Origin of the sequence: Pseudomonas sp. PSB18, assembly GCF_014596565.1 — a bacterium.
Taxonomy (GTDB): Bacteria; Pseudomonadota; Gammaproteobacteria; order Pseudomonadales; family Pseudomonadaceae; genus Aquipseudomonas.
In genome coordinates this window covers 19,865-35,257 of record NZ_NOIN01000011.1, presented here as the reverse complement: position 1 = coordinate 35,257, position 15,393 = coordinate 19,865, and the positions used below count along the sequence as shown (strand labels likewise).

Genomic DNA, 15,393 nt, shown 5'->3' with positions numbered 1-15,393 from the left:
CCTCCCGGGGACCGATGGCAATGGTTGCGTTGCCGCGTGATTGGCCTCTAAGCTCAGTCGCTCATAACAAGACGCCCCCGCCGAGGTTTTCCCTATGCCGCAGCCATGGCCCGCCAGCGATATCGCCCGCTCGATTCTCGACGGCTTTGACGATTATCGCGAGCATTTCCGGCAGATTACCGACGGTGCCCGTGCCCGGTTCGAGCAGGCCCGGTGGCAGGAGGCACAAGCGGCGTCGGCGGCGCGGATCAATCTGTACGAAGAAAAAGTCTTCGAAACCGTGGCACGGCTGCGCAAGGCTTTCGACGCCGAGGCGCTGATGGATGTCGGCTGCTGGCCGCTGGTGAAAAGTGCCTACATCAGCCTGATCGACCTGCGCTTCGACGATGAGCTGTCCGAGACCTGGTACAACTCGATTTTCTGCGGCCTGTTCAGCCATGACCTGATCAGCGACGGCACCATGTTCATCCACACCACCCGGCCGAGCCTGCGCCGGGCCCGCTCTGCGCAGACCCGTACCTACAAGCCCCAGGGACAACTGGACCGGATGCTCGCGGGCATCTTCGCCGATTACCGTTTCAGCGAGGACTACGCCGACCTGGCGGGCGATCTGCAGCGCCTCGAAGCCCAACTGCGGGAGAACCTGCCGGATTGGGTCTGCAAGGACCCGGAACTGACCGTGGAGCTGTTTTCATCCGTGCTCTATCGCAACAAGGGCGCGTACCTGGTTGGCCGGATCTTCACTCGCGACGATCAGTGGCCGCTGGTGATTCCGCTGCTGCACCGCGAGGGCCGGGGCATCCAGATCGACGCGCTGATCACCGACGAGGCCCAGGTCTCGATCATCTTCTCGTTCACCCGCTCGTATTTCATGGTGGACGTGCCGGTGCCGGCGGAATTCGTCGGCTTTCTCAAGCGCATCCTGCCGGGCAAACACGTCGCCGAGCTGTACACCTCCATCGGTTTCTACAAGCACGGCAAGTCCGAATTCTACCGGGCCCTGATCAATCACCTGGCGAACACCGACGACCAGTTCATCATGGCGCCGGGGGTGCGCGGCATGGTCATGAGCGTGTTCACGCTGCCGGGCTTCAACACGGTGTTCAAGATCATCAAGGACCGCTTCTCGCCGTCGAAAAACGTCGACCGTGCCACGGTGATCGAGAAGTACCGGTTGGTGAAAAGTGTCGACCGGGTCGGGCGCATGGCCGATACCCAGGAATTCGCCGACTTCCGTTTCCCCCTGGACAAATTCGAACCGGCATGCCTGGAAGAACTGCTGGAAGTGGCACCCTCCACCGTGTCGGTGGAAGGCGATACGGTGCTGATTCGTCACTGCTGGACCGAGCGGCGCATGACACCGCTGAACCTCTACCTGGAAAACGCCAGCGAGGCTCAGGTGCGTGAGGCGCTGGAAGACTACGGCCTGGCCATCAAGCAATTGGCGGCGGCGAATATCTTTCCCGGCGACATGTTGCTCAAGAACTTCGGCGTGACCCGTCATGGCCGCGTGGTGTTCTACGACTACGACGAGATCTGCTTCCTCACCGAAGCCAACTTCCGTCACATCCCCCAGCCGCGCACCCCGGAAGACGAAATGGCCTCCGAACCGTGGTACTCCATCGGTCCGCTGGATGTCTTTCCCGAAGAGTTTCCGCCGTTCCTGTTCGCCGACGCCGGGCAACGCAAGCTGTTCGACCAGTTGCACGGTGAGCTGTACAACGCCGATTACTGGAAAGGCCTGCAAGAGGCCATTCGGGCGGGGAAGGTGATTGATGTGTTCCCGTATCGGCGCAAGGATCGGAACAACGAATAACCCCGTGGGAGCATAGCTTGCTCGCGATGCAGGCGCCTCGGTCCCCCGGGGGAGACCGTGTCATCTTCATCGCGGGCAAGCCTTGCTCCCACAGGGGCGCAAATCTGCGACAATCGCCCCCTGCATAAAGCCGACGACCCTTTGCGTACCCGATGACTGACCAAGCCCCCGCTATCGACAAACTGCTGAAGAACCTCGACCACGCCATGCTCGCCGACCGTCACCGGTTGCGGCGGCAGTTGCTCGAGCTGCGCAAGAAGCCCGATGAGGCCAAGCTGGCCCAGTGGGTGGCGCGTATGCAGGCGTCGTGCGACCAGGTGCTGGCGCGCAAGGCCAGTCTGCCGCTGATTCGCTACGACGACAATCTGCCGATTGCCGCCAAGCGCGACGAAATCAAGGACGCGCTGCTCAAGCACCAGGTGCTGATCATCGCCGGCGAAACCGGTTCGGGCAAAACCACGCAATTGCCAAAGATCTGCCTGGAAATCGGGCGCGGCCAGCATGGCTTGATCGGCCACACCCAACCGCGCCGGATCGCCGCCCGTAGCGTGGCGAGCCGGGTCGCCGAGGAATTGGCCACGCCGCTGGGCGCGCTGGTGGGGTATCAGGTGCGGTTCGAGGACCAGAGCGACGCCAACACCCTGATCAAGTTGATGACCGACGGCATCCTGCTGGCCGAGACCCAGAACGATCGCTACCTCGAGCGCTACGACACGATCATCGTCGACGAAGCCCACGAGCGCAGCCTGAACATCGACTTCCTCCTGGGGTATCTCAAGACCCTGCTGCCGCGTCGCCCGGACCTGAAGGTCATCATCACCTCGGCGACCATCGACCTGGAGCGCTTCTCCAAACATTTCGATGACGCGCCGATCGTGGAAGTCTCGGGCCGCACCTTCCCGGTGGAAACCTGGTACCGCCCGCTGACCCTGGAGCAGGACGAAGAGGGCAACCGCGTCGAGGACGACCTGACCGTCGACCAGGCGATTCTCGCTACCCTCGATGAAATCGCCGCCCATGAGCGCAGCGAGCGCCGCAGCCCTGGCGATGTGCTGGTGTTCCTGCCGGGGGAGCGGGAGATTCGTGACGCGGCGGAAATGCTGCGCAAGGCCCAGCTCAAGCACACTGAAATCTTGCCGTTGTATGCGCGCTTGTCCCCGGCCGAGCAACAGCGGATCTTCCAGTCCCACCCGGGCCGTCGTGTCGTGCTGGCGACCAACGTCGCCGAAACCTCGCTCACCGTGCCGGGCATCCGCTACGTGATCGACAGCGGCACCGCGCGGATCAGCCGCTACAGCTATCGCGCCAAGGTCCAGCGTCTGCCCATCGAAGCCATCTCCCAGGCCAGCGCCAACCAGCGCAAGGGGCGTTGCGGGCGGGTCGAGCCGGGGATCTGCGTGCGGCTGTACAGCGAAGAAGATTTCCTTGGTCGACCGGAATTTACCGATCCCGAGATCCTGCGTACCAACCTGGCGGCGGTGATTCTGCAGATGCTGCATCTGCGCCTCGGCGAGATCACTGACTTCCCGTTCATCGAGCCGCCGGATGGCAAGGCCATCAGCGACGGTTTCAACCTGCTGCAAGAGTTGTCGGCAGTGGACCGCAACAGTCAACTGACCCCGTTGGGCCGTCAGTTGGCGCGCTTGCCGGTGGACCCGCGCATGGGCCGCATGTTGCTGGAAGCGGCGAAGCTGGGCAGCCTGCAGGAAGTGCTGATTGTCGCCAGCGCCATGTCGATCCAGGATCCGCGGGAGCGTCCGCCCGAACGGCAACAGGCCGCCGACCAGGCCCACGCCCAATGGAAGGATCCGGATTCGGACTTCGCCGGGCTGGTCAACCTGTGGCGTGGTTTTGAAGAGCAACGCCTGGCCCTGACGGCCAGCCCGTTGCGCACCTGGTGCCGCAAGAACTTCCTCAACTACCTGCGCCTGCGCGAGTGGCGCGACGCTCATCGCCAGTTGAGCCTGATCTGCCGCGACATGCAGTTGAGCCTCAACAAGGACCCGGCCGATTACCCGAAACTGCACAAAGCGGTGCTCTCGGGCCTGTTGAGCCAGATCGGCCAGAAAACCGAAGACGGCGACTACCTGGGCGCCCGCCAACGGCGGTTCTGGGTCCACCCTTCGTCGGGCCTGGGCAAGAAGCGTCCGCAGTGGCTGATGACCGCCGAACTGGTGGAAACCACCAAGCTGTACGCACGCATGGTCGCCAAGATCGAGCCGGACTGGATCGAACCGCTGGCCGGGCACCTGATTAAGAAGAACCACTTCGAACCCCATTGGGAGAAGAAGCGCGGACAGGTGGTGGCGTATGAACAGATCACCCTGTTCGGGCTGATCGTGGTCGGCCGCCGGCCGGTGCATTACGGGCCGGTGGACCCAGTGGTGTCGCGGGAGCTGTTCATCCGCGAGGCCCTGGTGCGCGGCGAGATCCAGTCCAAGGCCAAGTGCCTGGCGGCCAATACCCGATTGCTGGAGCAACTCGACGAGCTGGAGGCCAAGGCCCGGCGCCGCGACATCCTGGCGGACGAAGAAACCCTGTTCGCTTTTTATGACGCACGGTTGCCGGCCGAGATCCACCAGACCGCGACGTTCGACAGCTGGTACCGGATCAACAGCCAGAAAGACCCGCAGCTGTTGATCATGCGCGAAGAGGACGTGCTGGCGCGCGAGGCCAGCGAAGTGACCGCCGCGCACTTCCCCGACACCTTGCGCGTCGGCGACCTGACGTTGCCGCTCAGCTACCACTTCGAGCCCAACCACCCCCGCGACGGCGTGACATTGCGGATGCCGGCGCCGCTGTTGCCGATGCTGCCGCCGGAGCGCCTGGAGTGGCTGGTGCCCGGTATGATCGAGGCCAAGTGCGTTGCCCTGGTGCGCAACCTGCCCAAGGCCCTGCGCAAGAACTTCGTGCCGGTGCCGGACTTCGTCAAGGCTGCGTTGCAGCGCATCACCTTCGCCGACGGCTCGTTGCCGCAATCCCTGGGCCGTGAGCTGCTGCGCATGACCGGCGCGCGGGTCAGCGACGAAGCCTGGGCCGAAGCGGCGCAGCAAGTGGAAAGCCATCTGCGCATGAACCTGGAAATCGTCGACGGCCAGGGCAAGTTCCTCGGCGAGGGACGCGACCTGGCCGAACTGACGGCGCGTTTTGCCGAGGCCAGCCAGGCAGCGTTGGCGGTGCCGCAAAGTGCAAAAAGCCAGGCGCCGGTGGAGGCCAAGGTCTTCGCGCCGGTGGCGGAAAAGACCCAGCAGAAGATCGCCGGGCTGTCGATGACGGTGTATCCGGCGCTGGTGGAAGAGGGCGGCGTGGTCAAGGAAGGGCGTTTCCCGACTCCGGCCGAAGCTGAGTTCCAGCATCGCCGCGCCTTGCAGCGGTTGTTGATGCAGCAGTTGGCGGAGTCGGCCAAGTTCCTGCGGGGCAAGTTGCCGGGGCTGACTGAACTGGGATTGCTCTACCGCGAACTGGGACGCATTGACAACCTGGTGGAAGATATCCTGTTGGCCAGTCTCGACAGCTGCGTGCTGGAAGGCGAGGCGAGCCTGCCCCGCGACGGTGCCGCGCTGGCGTCCCTGGCCGAGCGCAAGCGCGGCGGCTGGACCGAACACGCCGAACGCCTGGCGAAGCTGACCCTGGATATCCTCAAGCTCTGGCACGGCCTGCAAAAGCGCTTCAAGGGCAAGATCGACCTGGCCCAGGCCGTGGCGCTGAACGACATCAAGCAACAGCTCAGCCATCTGGTGTATCCGGGCTTCGTGCGCGAAACCCCGCATCAATGGCTCAAGGAACTGCCGCGCTACCTCAAGGCGATTGAGCAGCGTTTCGAGAAGTTGGGCAGTCAGGTGCAGAAAGACCGGGTCTGGAGCGGCGAACTGTCGAACCTCTGGGCCCAATACCAGACCCGCGCCGGCAAACACGCCCAGGAAGGCAAGCGCGATCCGCAACTGGAGCTTTACCGCTGGTGGCTGGAGGAATACCGGGTGTCGCTGTTCGCCCAGCAGTTGGGAACCAAGGTGCCTATTTCGGACAAGCGCCTGGGCAAGCAGTGGGGGCAGGTGGAGCCTTGAGGCGACACCGTTGATCCTTGTGGGAGCGTTGCCCTGGCTTTCGCATCAGGGTTTTGTGTCTTGGCTTATGGAGAATGGGCCAAACGCCAGCGTTTATGGCAAACTTCGCCGCTATAAAGCCGGTCCCGTGGTTTTGAGCTTCAATTCCCCGGGCGGATCGGAATAAAGCGATGCCAGGTCTGCTTCCCCAGGATGGGAAAAGACCCTTTGCGTATTGGTACGTTGGTGCCAATGCTTTCTGCCTGAACAGATCAGAGACACGACCATGCATAACGTCGTCATCAGTGGCACCGGCCTGTATACCCCGGCCAACAGCATTTCCAATGAAGAGCTGGTGCAATCCTTCAACGCCTATGTCGCGCAGTTCAATGCCGACAACGCCGACGCCATCGCGCGCGGTGAAATCGAGGCGTTGACCGAATCCAGCGCGGCGTTTATCGAAAAGGCTTCCGGTATCAAGAGCCGCTTTGTCATGGACAAGGACGGTATCCTCGACCCGCAGCGCATGACCCCACGCTTGCCCGAGCGCTCCAATGAGCAATGGTCGGTGCTCTGCGAAATGGCCGTCGGCGCCGCGAAACAGGCGCTGGAACGCGCCGGCCGTACCGTCGCCGACATCGACGGGGTGATCGTCGCCTGTTCCAACTTGCAACGCGCATACCCGGCCATCGCCATCGAAGTCCAGGAGGCCCTGGGCATCGAAGGTTTCGGTTTCGACATGAACGTGGCCTGCTCCTCGGCGACGTTCGGCATCCAGGCTGCGGCCAACAGCGTGCAATTGGGCCAGGCCCGGGCGATCCTGATGGTCAACCCCGAAGTGTGCACCGGCCACCTGAATTTCCGTGACCGCGACAGCCACTTCATCTTCGGCGACGCGGCCACCGCTGTGATCATCGAGCGGGCGGACTTGGCGACCTCGTCGCATCAGTTCGATGTGGTCAGCACCAAGCTGCTCACCAAGTTCTCCAACAACATCCGCAACAACTTCGGCTTCCTCAACCGCGCCGCGGAAGAGGGCATCGGCACCCGTGACAAGCTGTTCGTCCAGGAAGGTCGCAAGGTGTTCCGCGACGTCTGCCCGATGGTGGCCGAGCTGATTGGCGCTCATCTGCAAGAAAACCAGCTGAGTGTCGAGCAAGTGAAGCGCTTCTGGCTGCACCAGGCCAACCTGAGCATGAACCACCTGATCGTGCGCAAGCTGCTGGGACGCGAGGCCACCGAAGAGGAAGCACCGGTGATCCTCGACCGCTACGCCAACACCAGCTCGGCGGGTTCGGTGATTTCGTTCCACCTGAACCAGGATGATTTGCCCAGTGGCTCGGTCGCGGTACTCAGCTCGTTTGGGGCGGGGTATTCAATCGGCAGCGTGATTCTGCGCAAGCGTTGATTGAATGACCTCCACCAACGACACTCAATTGCTCCAACGCCTGCTGGCGGGAGAGCAGCGCGCCTACAAGGAGCTGGTCAGCACCTACCAGAGCCCGATGCGCGCGGTCGCCTATGCCATCGTTGGCAGCCGCCATGCCGACGAAGTGGTGCAGGACGCCTGGCTGTCGGTGGTGCGCAACCTCAGTGGTTTCCAGGGCCGCTCCAGCCTCAAGACCTGGTTGCTGACCATCACCGCCAACGCTGCCAAGGGGCGCTACAAGCAGAACCGTCGCGAGGTGCTGCTCGACGACCTGCCGTCGCCCCATGGCACCCTGGGCGACGACCGCTTCGCCGCCGATGGCCACTGGCTGCTGGCGCCGTTCGCCTGGCACCAGGACACGCCGGAAGCGCTGCTCACGGAGGGTGAATTGCGCGATTGCCTTGAGCACACGTTGCTCAGCCTGTCGGAACTGCAGGGCAGCGTGTTGACCTTGCGCGAACGCCAGGGGCTGGAGCTGGAAGAGATTTGTAATCTTCTGAGCATCTCGCTCTCTAACGTACGCGTGCTGTTGCATCGCGCCCGGCTGAAGGTCTTCGCGACCGTGGAACATTTCGAGGAGACCGGCGAATGCTGACCTGCAAGGAACAAGTGGCGCGCTCCAGCGATTATCTCGACGGTCAATTGAGCTTTCGCGAACGCCTGATGGTGCGTCATCACCTGATGTTCTGTCCCAACTGCCGACGTTTCATCCGCCAGATGAAGCTGATGCAGGCCACCCTCAGAAAACTCCCCGAACCGCCCGTCCCCGACCTGGATCACCTCGCCGAAAAACTCGCCGCCGAGCGCCGCCGGCATTCACGCTGAATCTTGAGTCACCACAACACACCCTGTGGGAGCGAGCCTGCTCGCGATAGCGGTCTGTCAGTTGACAGAAATGTCGACTGACACGGCCTCATCGCGAGCAGGCTCGCTCCCACAAGGGGGCGGCTCAATGAAAAAAACCTGGCGTTGCTGAATCGGACGGATGATGGGACCGATGCAACGACGTCAGGCGGTAAGATGCGCGTCGGGCTTCCTTGCCCGAGCTGTAGTGCGATGATCAGAACTTCGCTTCAGCATCCAGTTGCAGGGTGTTGATCTTCGAGTCCTTCAGCGTGGCGTTGGTGTAGTCGGAGTCGGCCATGAAATACGTCGCGCCGAGCGAGAAGTTCTTGTCCAGTTCGTAGCTCGCTTTCAGCTTGCTGCCACGCGAACCGGTGAAGCCGTTGGCGAAGTCGGAGTCGGTGAAAGCACCGACCACGGCGTTACGCTGTACGTCGCGATAGTTGTAGTCCAGGCCGAAGCCGAAGACCTTGGTCTTGGCACCCACCAGCCAGCCCATGTCCTGATCGTTGCTGGCGTCCTTATTGTTGACCACTTGACCGTACAGCGACAGAGGCATTGGCAGGCCGCCGATGTCGAGCTGGCCAAAACCTTCGTACAGCTTGAATTGCTCGTTCGCGCTGTTGCCGTTGATGGCCAGGCGGCAGTTGTTGGCCGAGCAGGTGTTGTTGATGTCGTTGTCGTTATCGTAGGCGTAGATACTGCCACCCAGGGTCATTTTCAGGTTGTCAGTGATCGCGAAGCGAGCGCCCAACTGGCCTGCGTAGAGGCGCAGGTCGTGACGGAACTGTTTGCCTTCGCCGTCCACGTTGTCCTTGAGGGTGTAGTGGCCGGCGCTGCCGAACAGCTCGGTGCTGGCGCCCAGCGGGTACTTGTAGGAAGCCGACAGACCTTCCGGGCTGATGTCGCTATCCCAGATGATGTCGCCCATGCTCACCCATTGCTGTGGCATCTTGCCGCCCACGAGGTGCAGGTTCTTGATGGCGTCCGGGTGGTAGTCGACGTAGCCCTGGTCCAGCCACAGGTCTTTCTTGGTGAAGTTGTTGTCCAGGCTCTGGTTGGTGGAGCGCGAATCGTTGTCGCTGCCGGTGGCGATGCGGATGCCGGTATCCACTTGCGGGTTGATTTCGCTGTAGGCACCCAGGCGAACGCGGATACGTTGACGATCCTGGTCGCCGGTGTTCGAGACGCCGTCGTTCTTCACGGTTTCCTGGCGGAAGCGCACGTCACCTTTGAACTGGGTTTTGGCCGCCCACGCCAGTTTCTGGTCGAAGGAACTCAGCTCATTGGTCTTCTTCGCGGTCGCGGCGATCTGTTCGTTGGTCTCCTGCTGGGCCTGGCGAGCGATTTGTTGCTCCTTTTGATCCCGGGCCAGTTCGGCCTGCAGTTCGGTGTACTGCGCGGTGGTAATCGAACCGTTGGCCTTGAGCATGTCGAGCAGTTTGGCGTCGACTGCGGCGCTGGCCGGTACACTCATGGCCAGCAGCAGACCGCCACACAGGGCCGCCGCAGTTTTTGTGGAAGCAAGACGCATATCAATCTCCGAAGGATGAGAGAGGATGACGGATCATCCAAGACACAACCGACCGTTGAAGGACGGAAACGGTGACCGGGTTGTTAGAACCCGGCGCTCTAAAAACAGGCGCCAGTATCGCGATGGTTTATGACAGGGCGGTGGCAATGTGATGGCGCATCGGTGACCATTCAGTGTCGTTCTGAACTTTTTCGAGCGTGTCTTGTCGGCCACTGCGGGGTGTGGAACTCACGACGATAAGCGATACTGGCCAGGCTCTGAATCGCGAAGTGGAGAGGATCGATGCCGTTGCAGCGCCTGCACAGACTGTCTGAAATAGCCCCGCACACCTGGGATGCCCTGGTACCGCAGAGTCAGCCGTTTCTGCGCCACGCCTTTCTCAGTGCGCTGGAGGACAGCGGCAGTGTCGGCCCGCATTCCGGATGGCAGGCCGAGCATTTGCTGCACATGGACGGTGATCGTCTGATCGCCGCGTTACCCAGTTATCGCAAATGGCATTCCTACGGCGAGTACGTGTTCGATCATGGCTGGGCGGACGCTTGCGAGCGTGCCGGCATCGACTATTACCCGAAGCTGCTGACGGCCGTGCCGTTCAGTCCTGTCAGCGGGCCGCGTCTACTGGCGGCCACGGTCGAAGACGGTTTTGAGTTGCTCAAGAGCTTGCCGGGCTACCTGGAAATCGAGGGGCTTTCCAGTGCCCACATCAACTTCACGGATCCCTTCACCGACACGGCGTTGATCGGGCAAGAGGGCTGGCTGCAGCGGATCGGCTGCCAATACCATTGGCATAATCGTGACTACCGGGACTTCCAGGATTTTCTCGACGCACTCAGTTCCCGCAAGCGCAAGCAGATGCGCAAGGAACGCGAACAGGTGGCGGGGCAGGGCATCGATTTCGAATGGTTCGAGGGGCATCAACTGGACGAGGCGCAGTGGGATTTTGTCTACGCCTGCTACGCCAATACCTACGCCGTGCGTCGACAGGCACCGTACCTGACCCGGACATTTTTCAGCCTGCTGGCCGAGCGCATGCCCGAGGCCATTCGCGTGGTGCTGGCCAGGCAAGGATCCCGGCCGGTGGCGATGGCGTTCAGCCTGGTTGGCGGCGATAGTTTCTACGGGCGTTACTGGGGCTGCCTGGCAGAGTTCGACCGCCTGCACTTTGAGACCTGTTTCTACCAAGGCATGGACTACGCGATCGCCCAAGGCTTTCAGCGATTCGATGCCGGCGCCCAAGGCGAACACAAATTGATTCGCGGTTTCGAACCGGTGATTACCCGGTCATGGCATTACCTGCGCCATCCCGGGTTGAAAGCGGCGGTGGCGGATTTCCTTGTTCGGGAACAGGCCGGGGTGTTGGCGTATGCCGAGGAGGCGAGGGGGGCGTTGCCGTATCGGCAGTGTTGAGTCCACTGGCTGAAATGGGGCCCTGTGGCAAGGGGATTTATCCCCTCGCCACAGGTGGGTTGAGTCAGGTTTCAGTCAATCCCCACAAACCCTCCCGTCTGATGCTGCCATAACCGCGCATATAACCCGCCGTGGGCCAGCAGTTCGGCGTGGCTGCCGGTTTCGGCGATGCGGCCGTTTTCCAGCACCACCAACCGGTCCATCCGGGCGATGGTCGAGAGACGGTGGGCGATGGCGATCACGGTCTTGCCTTGCATCAGCGTCTCGAGGCTTTCCTGGATCGCCGCTTCCACTTCCGAGTCGAGTGCTGACGTCGCTTCGTCCATGATCAGGATCGGCGCATCTTTGAGCAGCACCCGGGCAATGGCGATGCGCTGGCGCTGGCCGCCGGAGAGTTTCACGCCGCGTTCACCCACGTGGGCGTCGAAACCGGTGCGACCCTGGGCGTCCGACAGCAGCGGAATGAACTCATCGGCACGAGCCTTGCGCACGGCTTCCCAGAGCTGTGCGTCGGTGGCGTCGGGCTTGCCGTAAAGCAGGTTGTCGCGAATCGAGCGGTGCAGCAGCGAGGTGTCCTGGGTGATCATGCCGATCCGTTCACGCAGGCTCTCCTGGCTCACCTCGGCGATGTCCTGGCCGTCGATGAGAATCCGCCCGCCCTCGACGTCATAAAGACGCAGCAGCAGGTTGACCAGGGTGGATTTCCCCGCGCCGGACGGGCCGATAAGACCGATCTTTTCCCCTGGCTTGATCACCAGGTTCAGGTCGTCGATCACACCGCTCTTCTTGCCGTAATGGAAATCCACATGCTCGAAGCGCACTTCGCCCCGGGCCACGGCCAGTGGCCTGGCGTGCTCGCGGTCGGTGACGCTGACCGGTTGGGCAATGCTCTGCAGGCCGTCCTGGACCATACCGATGTTTTCGAAGATGCCGTTGACCACCCACATGATCCAGCCGGACATGTTGACGATACGGATCACCAGACCGGTCGCCAGGGCAATGGCACCGACGCTGATCAGCGACTGGGTCCACAGCCACAGCGCCAGGCCGGTGGTGCCGACGATCAGCAACCCGTTCATGCTGGTGATGACCACATCCATGCTGGTCACCACGCGGCCGGCCAACTGGGCCTTTTCGGTCTGTTCCTGGATGGCTTCGCGAGCGTACTGCTGTTCGAAATGAGTGTGGGCGAACAGTTTCAGCGTGGTGATGTTGGTGTAGCCGTCGACGATCCGGCCCATCAGCTTGGAGCGGGCATCGGACGACACCACCGAGCGCTCCTTGACCCGTGGCACGAAGTAATAGAGCGAGCCGATATAGGCGGCGATCCACAGCAGCAGGGGGATCATCAGGCGCCAGTCGGCTTCGGCGAACAGAACCAGCGAGCTGATGGCATAGATCAACACATGCCATAACGCGTCCACGGCCTGCACCGCCGAGTCACGCAGAGAGTTGCCGGTCTGCATGATGCGCTGGGCAATGCGCCCGGCGAAGTCGTTCTGGAAAAAATTCAGGCTTTGCTTGAGCACATAGCTGTGGTTCTGCCAGCGGATCAGGCTGGTCATGCCGGGGCTCAGGGTCTGGTGCACCAGCAGGTCATGCAGGGCCACGAAAATGGGCCGCAGGACCAGTGCCACCACGGCCATCCACGCCAGTTCCAGGCCATGGACCTTGAAGAAGTCGACGTTGGGGGTGCCTTGGGCCAGGTCGATGATGCGACTCAGGTAACTGAACAGCGCCACTTCGATCAGTGCGCCAATCAGGCCTACCACCAGCAGGACGGCGAAGCTCGGCCAGACTTGTCTCAGGTAATACGTGTAGAAGGGCAGGACGCGGTTCGGCGGGGCCGAGCTTGGTGCGTCGCGGAAGATGTCGATCAGCTTTTCGAAACGGCGATAAACCATGGTAAACAGCCCGGGCGGGGGCTCTCCTTTTTTGCTGTGAGCGGCGCGGGATTACCGTCGCCGCTCAGGCTTGCCCTGTACCTTCAGTTAGTCGATGCGCTTGGCCGACTTGATGATCACAGGGTCGATCGGCACGTTCTGCATGCCCTGTTTGGTGGTGGTCTGGGAGTTGACGATGATGTCCACCACGTCCATGCCCTTGACCACTTTGGCGAACACGGCGTAACCGGCGTCACGGCCCGGGTCGAGGAACGCGTTGTCGGCCACGTTGATGAAGAACTGGCTGGTGGCCGAGTTCGGATCGGAAGTACGGGCCATCGACAAGGTACCGCGAACGTTGTGCAAGCCGTTGCTGGCTTCGTTCTTGATCGGCGCCTTGGTGTCTTTTTGTTGCATCTGCTGGGTGAAGCCGCCGCCCTGGGCCATGAAGCCCGGGATCACACGGTGGAAAATCGTGTTGTTGTAGAAACCGCTGTCCACATACTCGAGGAAGTTCTTGGTACTGATGGGGGCCTTGACCGGGTCCAGTTCGATTTCGATCTGGCCGTTGGTGGTGTCCAGCAACACATGGGGCGCAGGCGCGGCCATCAGGTTGGCGGCAAACAGAACGGAGCCGGCGGCGAGGGCGATCTTTTTCAGCATGGGTTCATTGATCCTGAGTGGTGGAATCGAGTGCGATCAAAAAGTCGAGCAGGGTTTGGTTGAAGCGTTCGGGTTGGTCCAGCGGAGTAGCGTGCCTTGAATCGGTGAAGACCACCAGCCGTGCATCAGGCAGCAGTTTTACATAGGCTTCTTTCAGTGCCACCGGGGTGTAGTCGTGGTCGGCGCAGATGACGAGGGTTGGACACGCCACCTGCGAGAGTCGTTCCTGCACCCCCCAGCCCACGACGGCATCGAAGCTGGCGAGATAAGCATGTTTGTCGTTCTTTGCCCAGCGTCGGGCCATTTCAAAGCGTAAATCCGCCTGTTCGGGCTTGGGAAACAGCTTGCCCCCCAGAGCCTTGCCGATGGTTTCCAGGCTGAGGATACGCATCAGGCTCCAGCGCTTGAACCACTGCCAGCAATCGTCCAGGGTGCGGATCTTGACTTGCGGCGCGCTGTTGACGATGCACAGGCTCTTGACCCGCCCGGGCTCATCCACCGCCAACTGAAAGGCGATCATGCCGCCCATGGACCAGCCCACCAGGTGCACCGGACCCAGGCCCAGGTGTTCGATCAGGGCGATCAGGTCGGCGCTGAAGCCTTCGATGCTGTAGGGGCCGCGGGGCTTGTCGGAGCGTCCGTGGCCGCGCACATCCACCACGATCAGGCGGTAATGGGCAGACAGCACCGGAATCTGCTTTTCCCAGTCCAGGGTGCTGGAACCCAGCCCGTGGACCAGCAGCAGGGGGGCGCCGTGGCCATATTCCTCGTAGTGCAGATTGCAATCTTCGTGTGCGAAATAGGCCATTGGCGAAGTCCTTGTCAGGCTTGTTCAGGGGCGGCGAACGGCGCATCCAGTGGTGCGGTATCGAAGGTACGCAGCAGTTCGATGAGGATCTGCGTGGCCGGGCCCAGGGGTTTTTCCTTGTTCGAATACAGGTAGAAGCTCGGGTTGCGGCTGCCACCCTGATCCAAGGGTAGCCGCTTGAGCGTGCCTTCCCGCAGTTCCCGTTCAATCATGTGCCGGGGCAGCCAGGCAAAGCCCAGGCCGCTGCCGACGAAGGTCGCGGCGGTGGCGAGGCTGCCGACGGTCCAGCGTTGCTCGGCTCCGAGCCAGCCGACGTCCCGGGGTTGCTGGCGACCGGAGTCGCGGATCACCACTTGCAGCTGACTTTCCAGGTCCTGGAACGTCAGCTCGCGATTGAGTCGATGCAACGCGTGTTCGGGATGGGCTACCGCGACGAACTCCACGTCGCTCAGCTCCGCGCCGAGGTATCCGGGGATGCTGAAGCCAACGATGGCCAGGTCGGCGACGCCTTCGAGCAACACCTCTTCCACGCCCGACAGCACTTCTTCCCGCAGGCGCACCCGGCAGCCGCGACTCTGCGGCATGAACGCTGTCAGGGCCCGGACGAGACGAGCGCTGGGGTAGGCGGCGTCGACCACCAGCCGTACTTCCGCTTCCCAGCCTTGTTCCATGTGGTGGGCCAGGTCTTCCAATTGGCTGGCCTGTTTCACCAGTTGCCGGGAGCGCCGCAACAGCACGCCGCCGGCTTCGGTCAGCACCGCTTTGCGCCCATCAATGCGCAGCAAGGGCACGCCGAGCTGATCCTGCATGCGGGCCACGGTATAGCTCACCGACGATTGGGAGCGGTGCAACACGTCGGCGGCCTGGGCGAAACCGCCGTGGTCCACCACGGCCTGCAACGTTCGCCATTGATCAAGGGTCACGCGGGGCGCTTTCATATTGAGCTCCTCTTGTCCTAAGCTGGCGG

The 15,393-nt window shown here is 62.1% G+C and carries 11 protein-coding genes; 6 read left to right on the top strand and 5 right to left on the bottom strand.

Annotation, left to right across the window (positions count from 1 at the left end):
* The first annotated feature begins 94 nt into the window (after window positions 1-94).
* From aceK to CGA22_RS22335, 5 genes are all read left to right on the top strand, one after another.
* On the top strand, window positions 95-1,816 hold the full coding sequence (gene aceK, locus CGA22_RS22355) for a bifunctional isocitrate dehydrogenase kinase/phosphatase (protein WP_041020180.1): 1,722 nt from the start codon (window positions 95-97) through the stop codon (window positions 1,814-1,816).
* 152 nt (window positions 1,817-1,968) lie between these two features.
* A complete protein-coding gene (hrpA, locus tag CGA22_RS22350; protein ID WP_041020179.1) occupies window positions 1,969-5,880 on the top strand; it encodes an ATP-dependent RNA helicase HrpA in 3,912 nt (1,303 codons plus the stop codon).
* 265 nt (window positions 5,881-6,145) lie between these two features.
* The gene (locus tag CGA22_RS22345) at window positions 6,146-7,267 is read left to right on the top strand and encodes a beta-ketoacyl-ACP synthase III (RefSeq protein WP_041020178.1); all 1,122 of its coding nucleotides are present in this window, start codon (window positions 6,146-6,148) and stop codon (window positions 7,265-7,267) included.
* A gap of 4 nt (window positions 7,268-7,271) precedes the next feature.
* Window positions 7,272-7,883 carry an RNA polymerase sigma factor gene (locus CGA22_RS22340; protein ID WP_041020177.1) on the top strand — a complete coding sequence of 204 codons (612 nt, stop codon included), beginning with the start codon at window positions 7,272-7,274 and terminating at the stop codon, window positions 7,881-7,883.
* Window positions 7,877-8,113 carry an anti-sigma factor family protein gene (locus CGA22_RS22335; protein ID WP_024780432.1) on the top strand — a complete coding sequence of 79 codons (237 nt, stop codon included), beginning with the start codon at window positions 7,877-7,879 and terminating at the stop codon, window positions 8,111-8,113. The genes CGA22_RS22340 and CGA22_RS22335 overlap by 7 nt, the downstream gene beginning before the upstream one ends.
* Window positions 8,114-8,348: 235 nt before the next feature.
* On the opposite strand, the gene CGA22_RS22330 is transcribed toward CGA22_RS22335, so the two are convergent.
* Complete coding sequence (locus CGA22_RS22330; RefSeq protein WP_041020176.1) at window positions 8,349-9,665, bottom strand: putative porin; 1,317 nt, start codon at window positions 9,663-9,665, stop codon at window positions 8,349-8,351.
* A gap of 282 nt (window positions 9,666-9,947) precedes the next feature.
* On the opposite strand from CGA22_RS22330, the gene CGA22_RS22325 reads away from it, so the two are divergent.
* Complete coding sequence (locus tag CGA22_RS22325) at window positions 9,948-11,072, top strand: GNAT family N-acetyltransferase (RefSeq protein ID WP_041020175.1); 1,125 nt, start codon at window positions 9,948-9,950, stop codon at window positions 11,070-11,072.
* A 71-nt stretch (window positions 11,073-11,143) separates the two neighbouring features.
* On the opposite strand, the gene CGA22_RS22320 is transcribed toward CGA22_RS22325, so the two are convergent.
* The 4 genes from CGA22_RS22320 to CGA22_RS22305 form a co-directional block, all read right to left on the bottom strand.
* Entirely contained in the window at window positions 11,144-12,976 is a 1,833-nt protein-coding gene (locus CGA22_RS22320; RefSeq protein ID WP_041020174.1) for an ABC transporter ATP-binding protein, read from the bottom strand.
* Between the two features lie 87 nt (window positions 12,977-13,063).
* Window positions 13,064-13,618: a peptidylprolyl isomerase gene (locus tag CGA22_RS22315; protein WP_041020173.1), complete on the bottom strand. Its 555-nt coding sequence runs from the start codon at window positions 13,616-13,618 to the stop codon at window positions 13,064-13,066.
* Window positions 13,619-13,622: 4 nt separating this feature from the next.
* Entirely contained in the window at window positions 13,623-14,426 is an 804-nt protein-coding gene (locus tag CGA22_RS22310; protein ID WP_041020172.1) for an alpha/beta fold hydrolase, read from the bottom strand.
* Between the two features lie 14 nt (window positions 14,427-14,440).
* On the bottom strand, window positions 14,441-15,364 hold the full coding sequence (locus tag CGA22_RS22305) for a LysR family transcriptional regulator (protein ID WP_041020171.1): 924 nt from the start codon (window positions 15,362-15,364) through the stop codon (window positions 14,441-14,443).
* Between the last annotated feature and the right edge of the window lie 29 nt (window positions 15,365-15,393).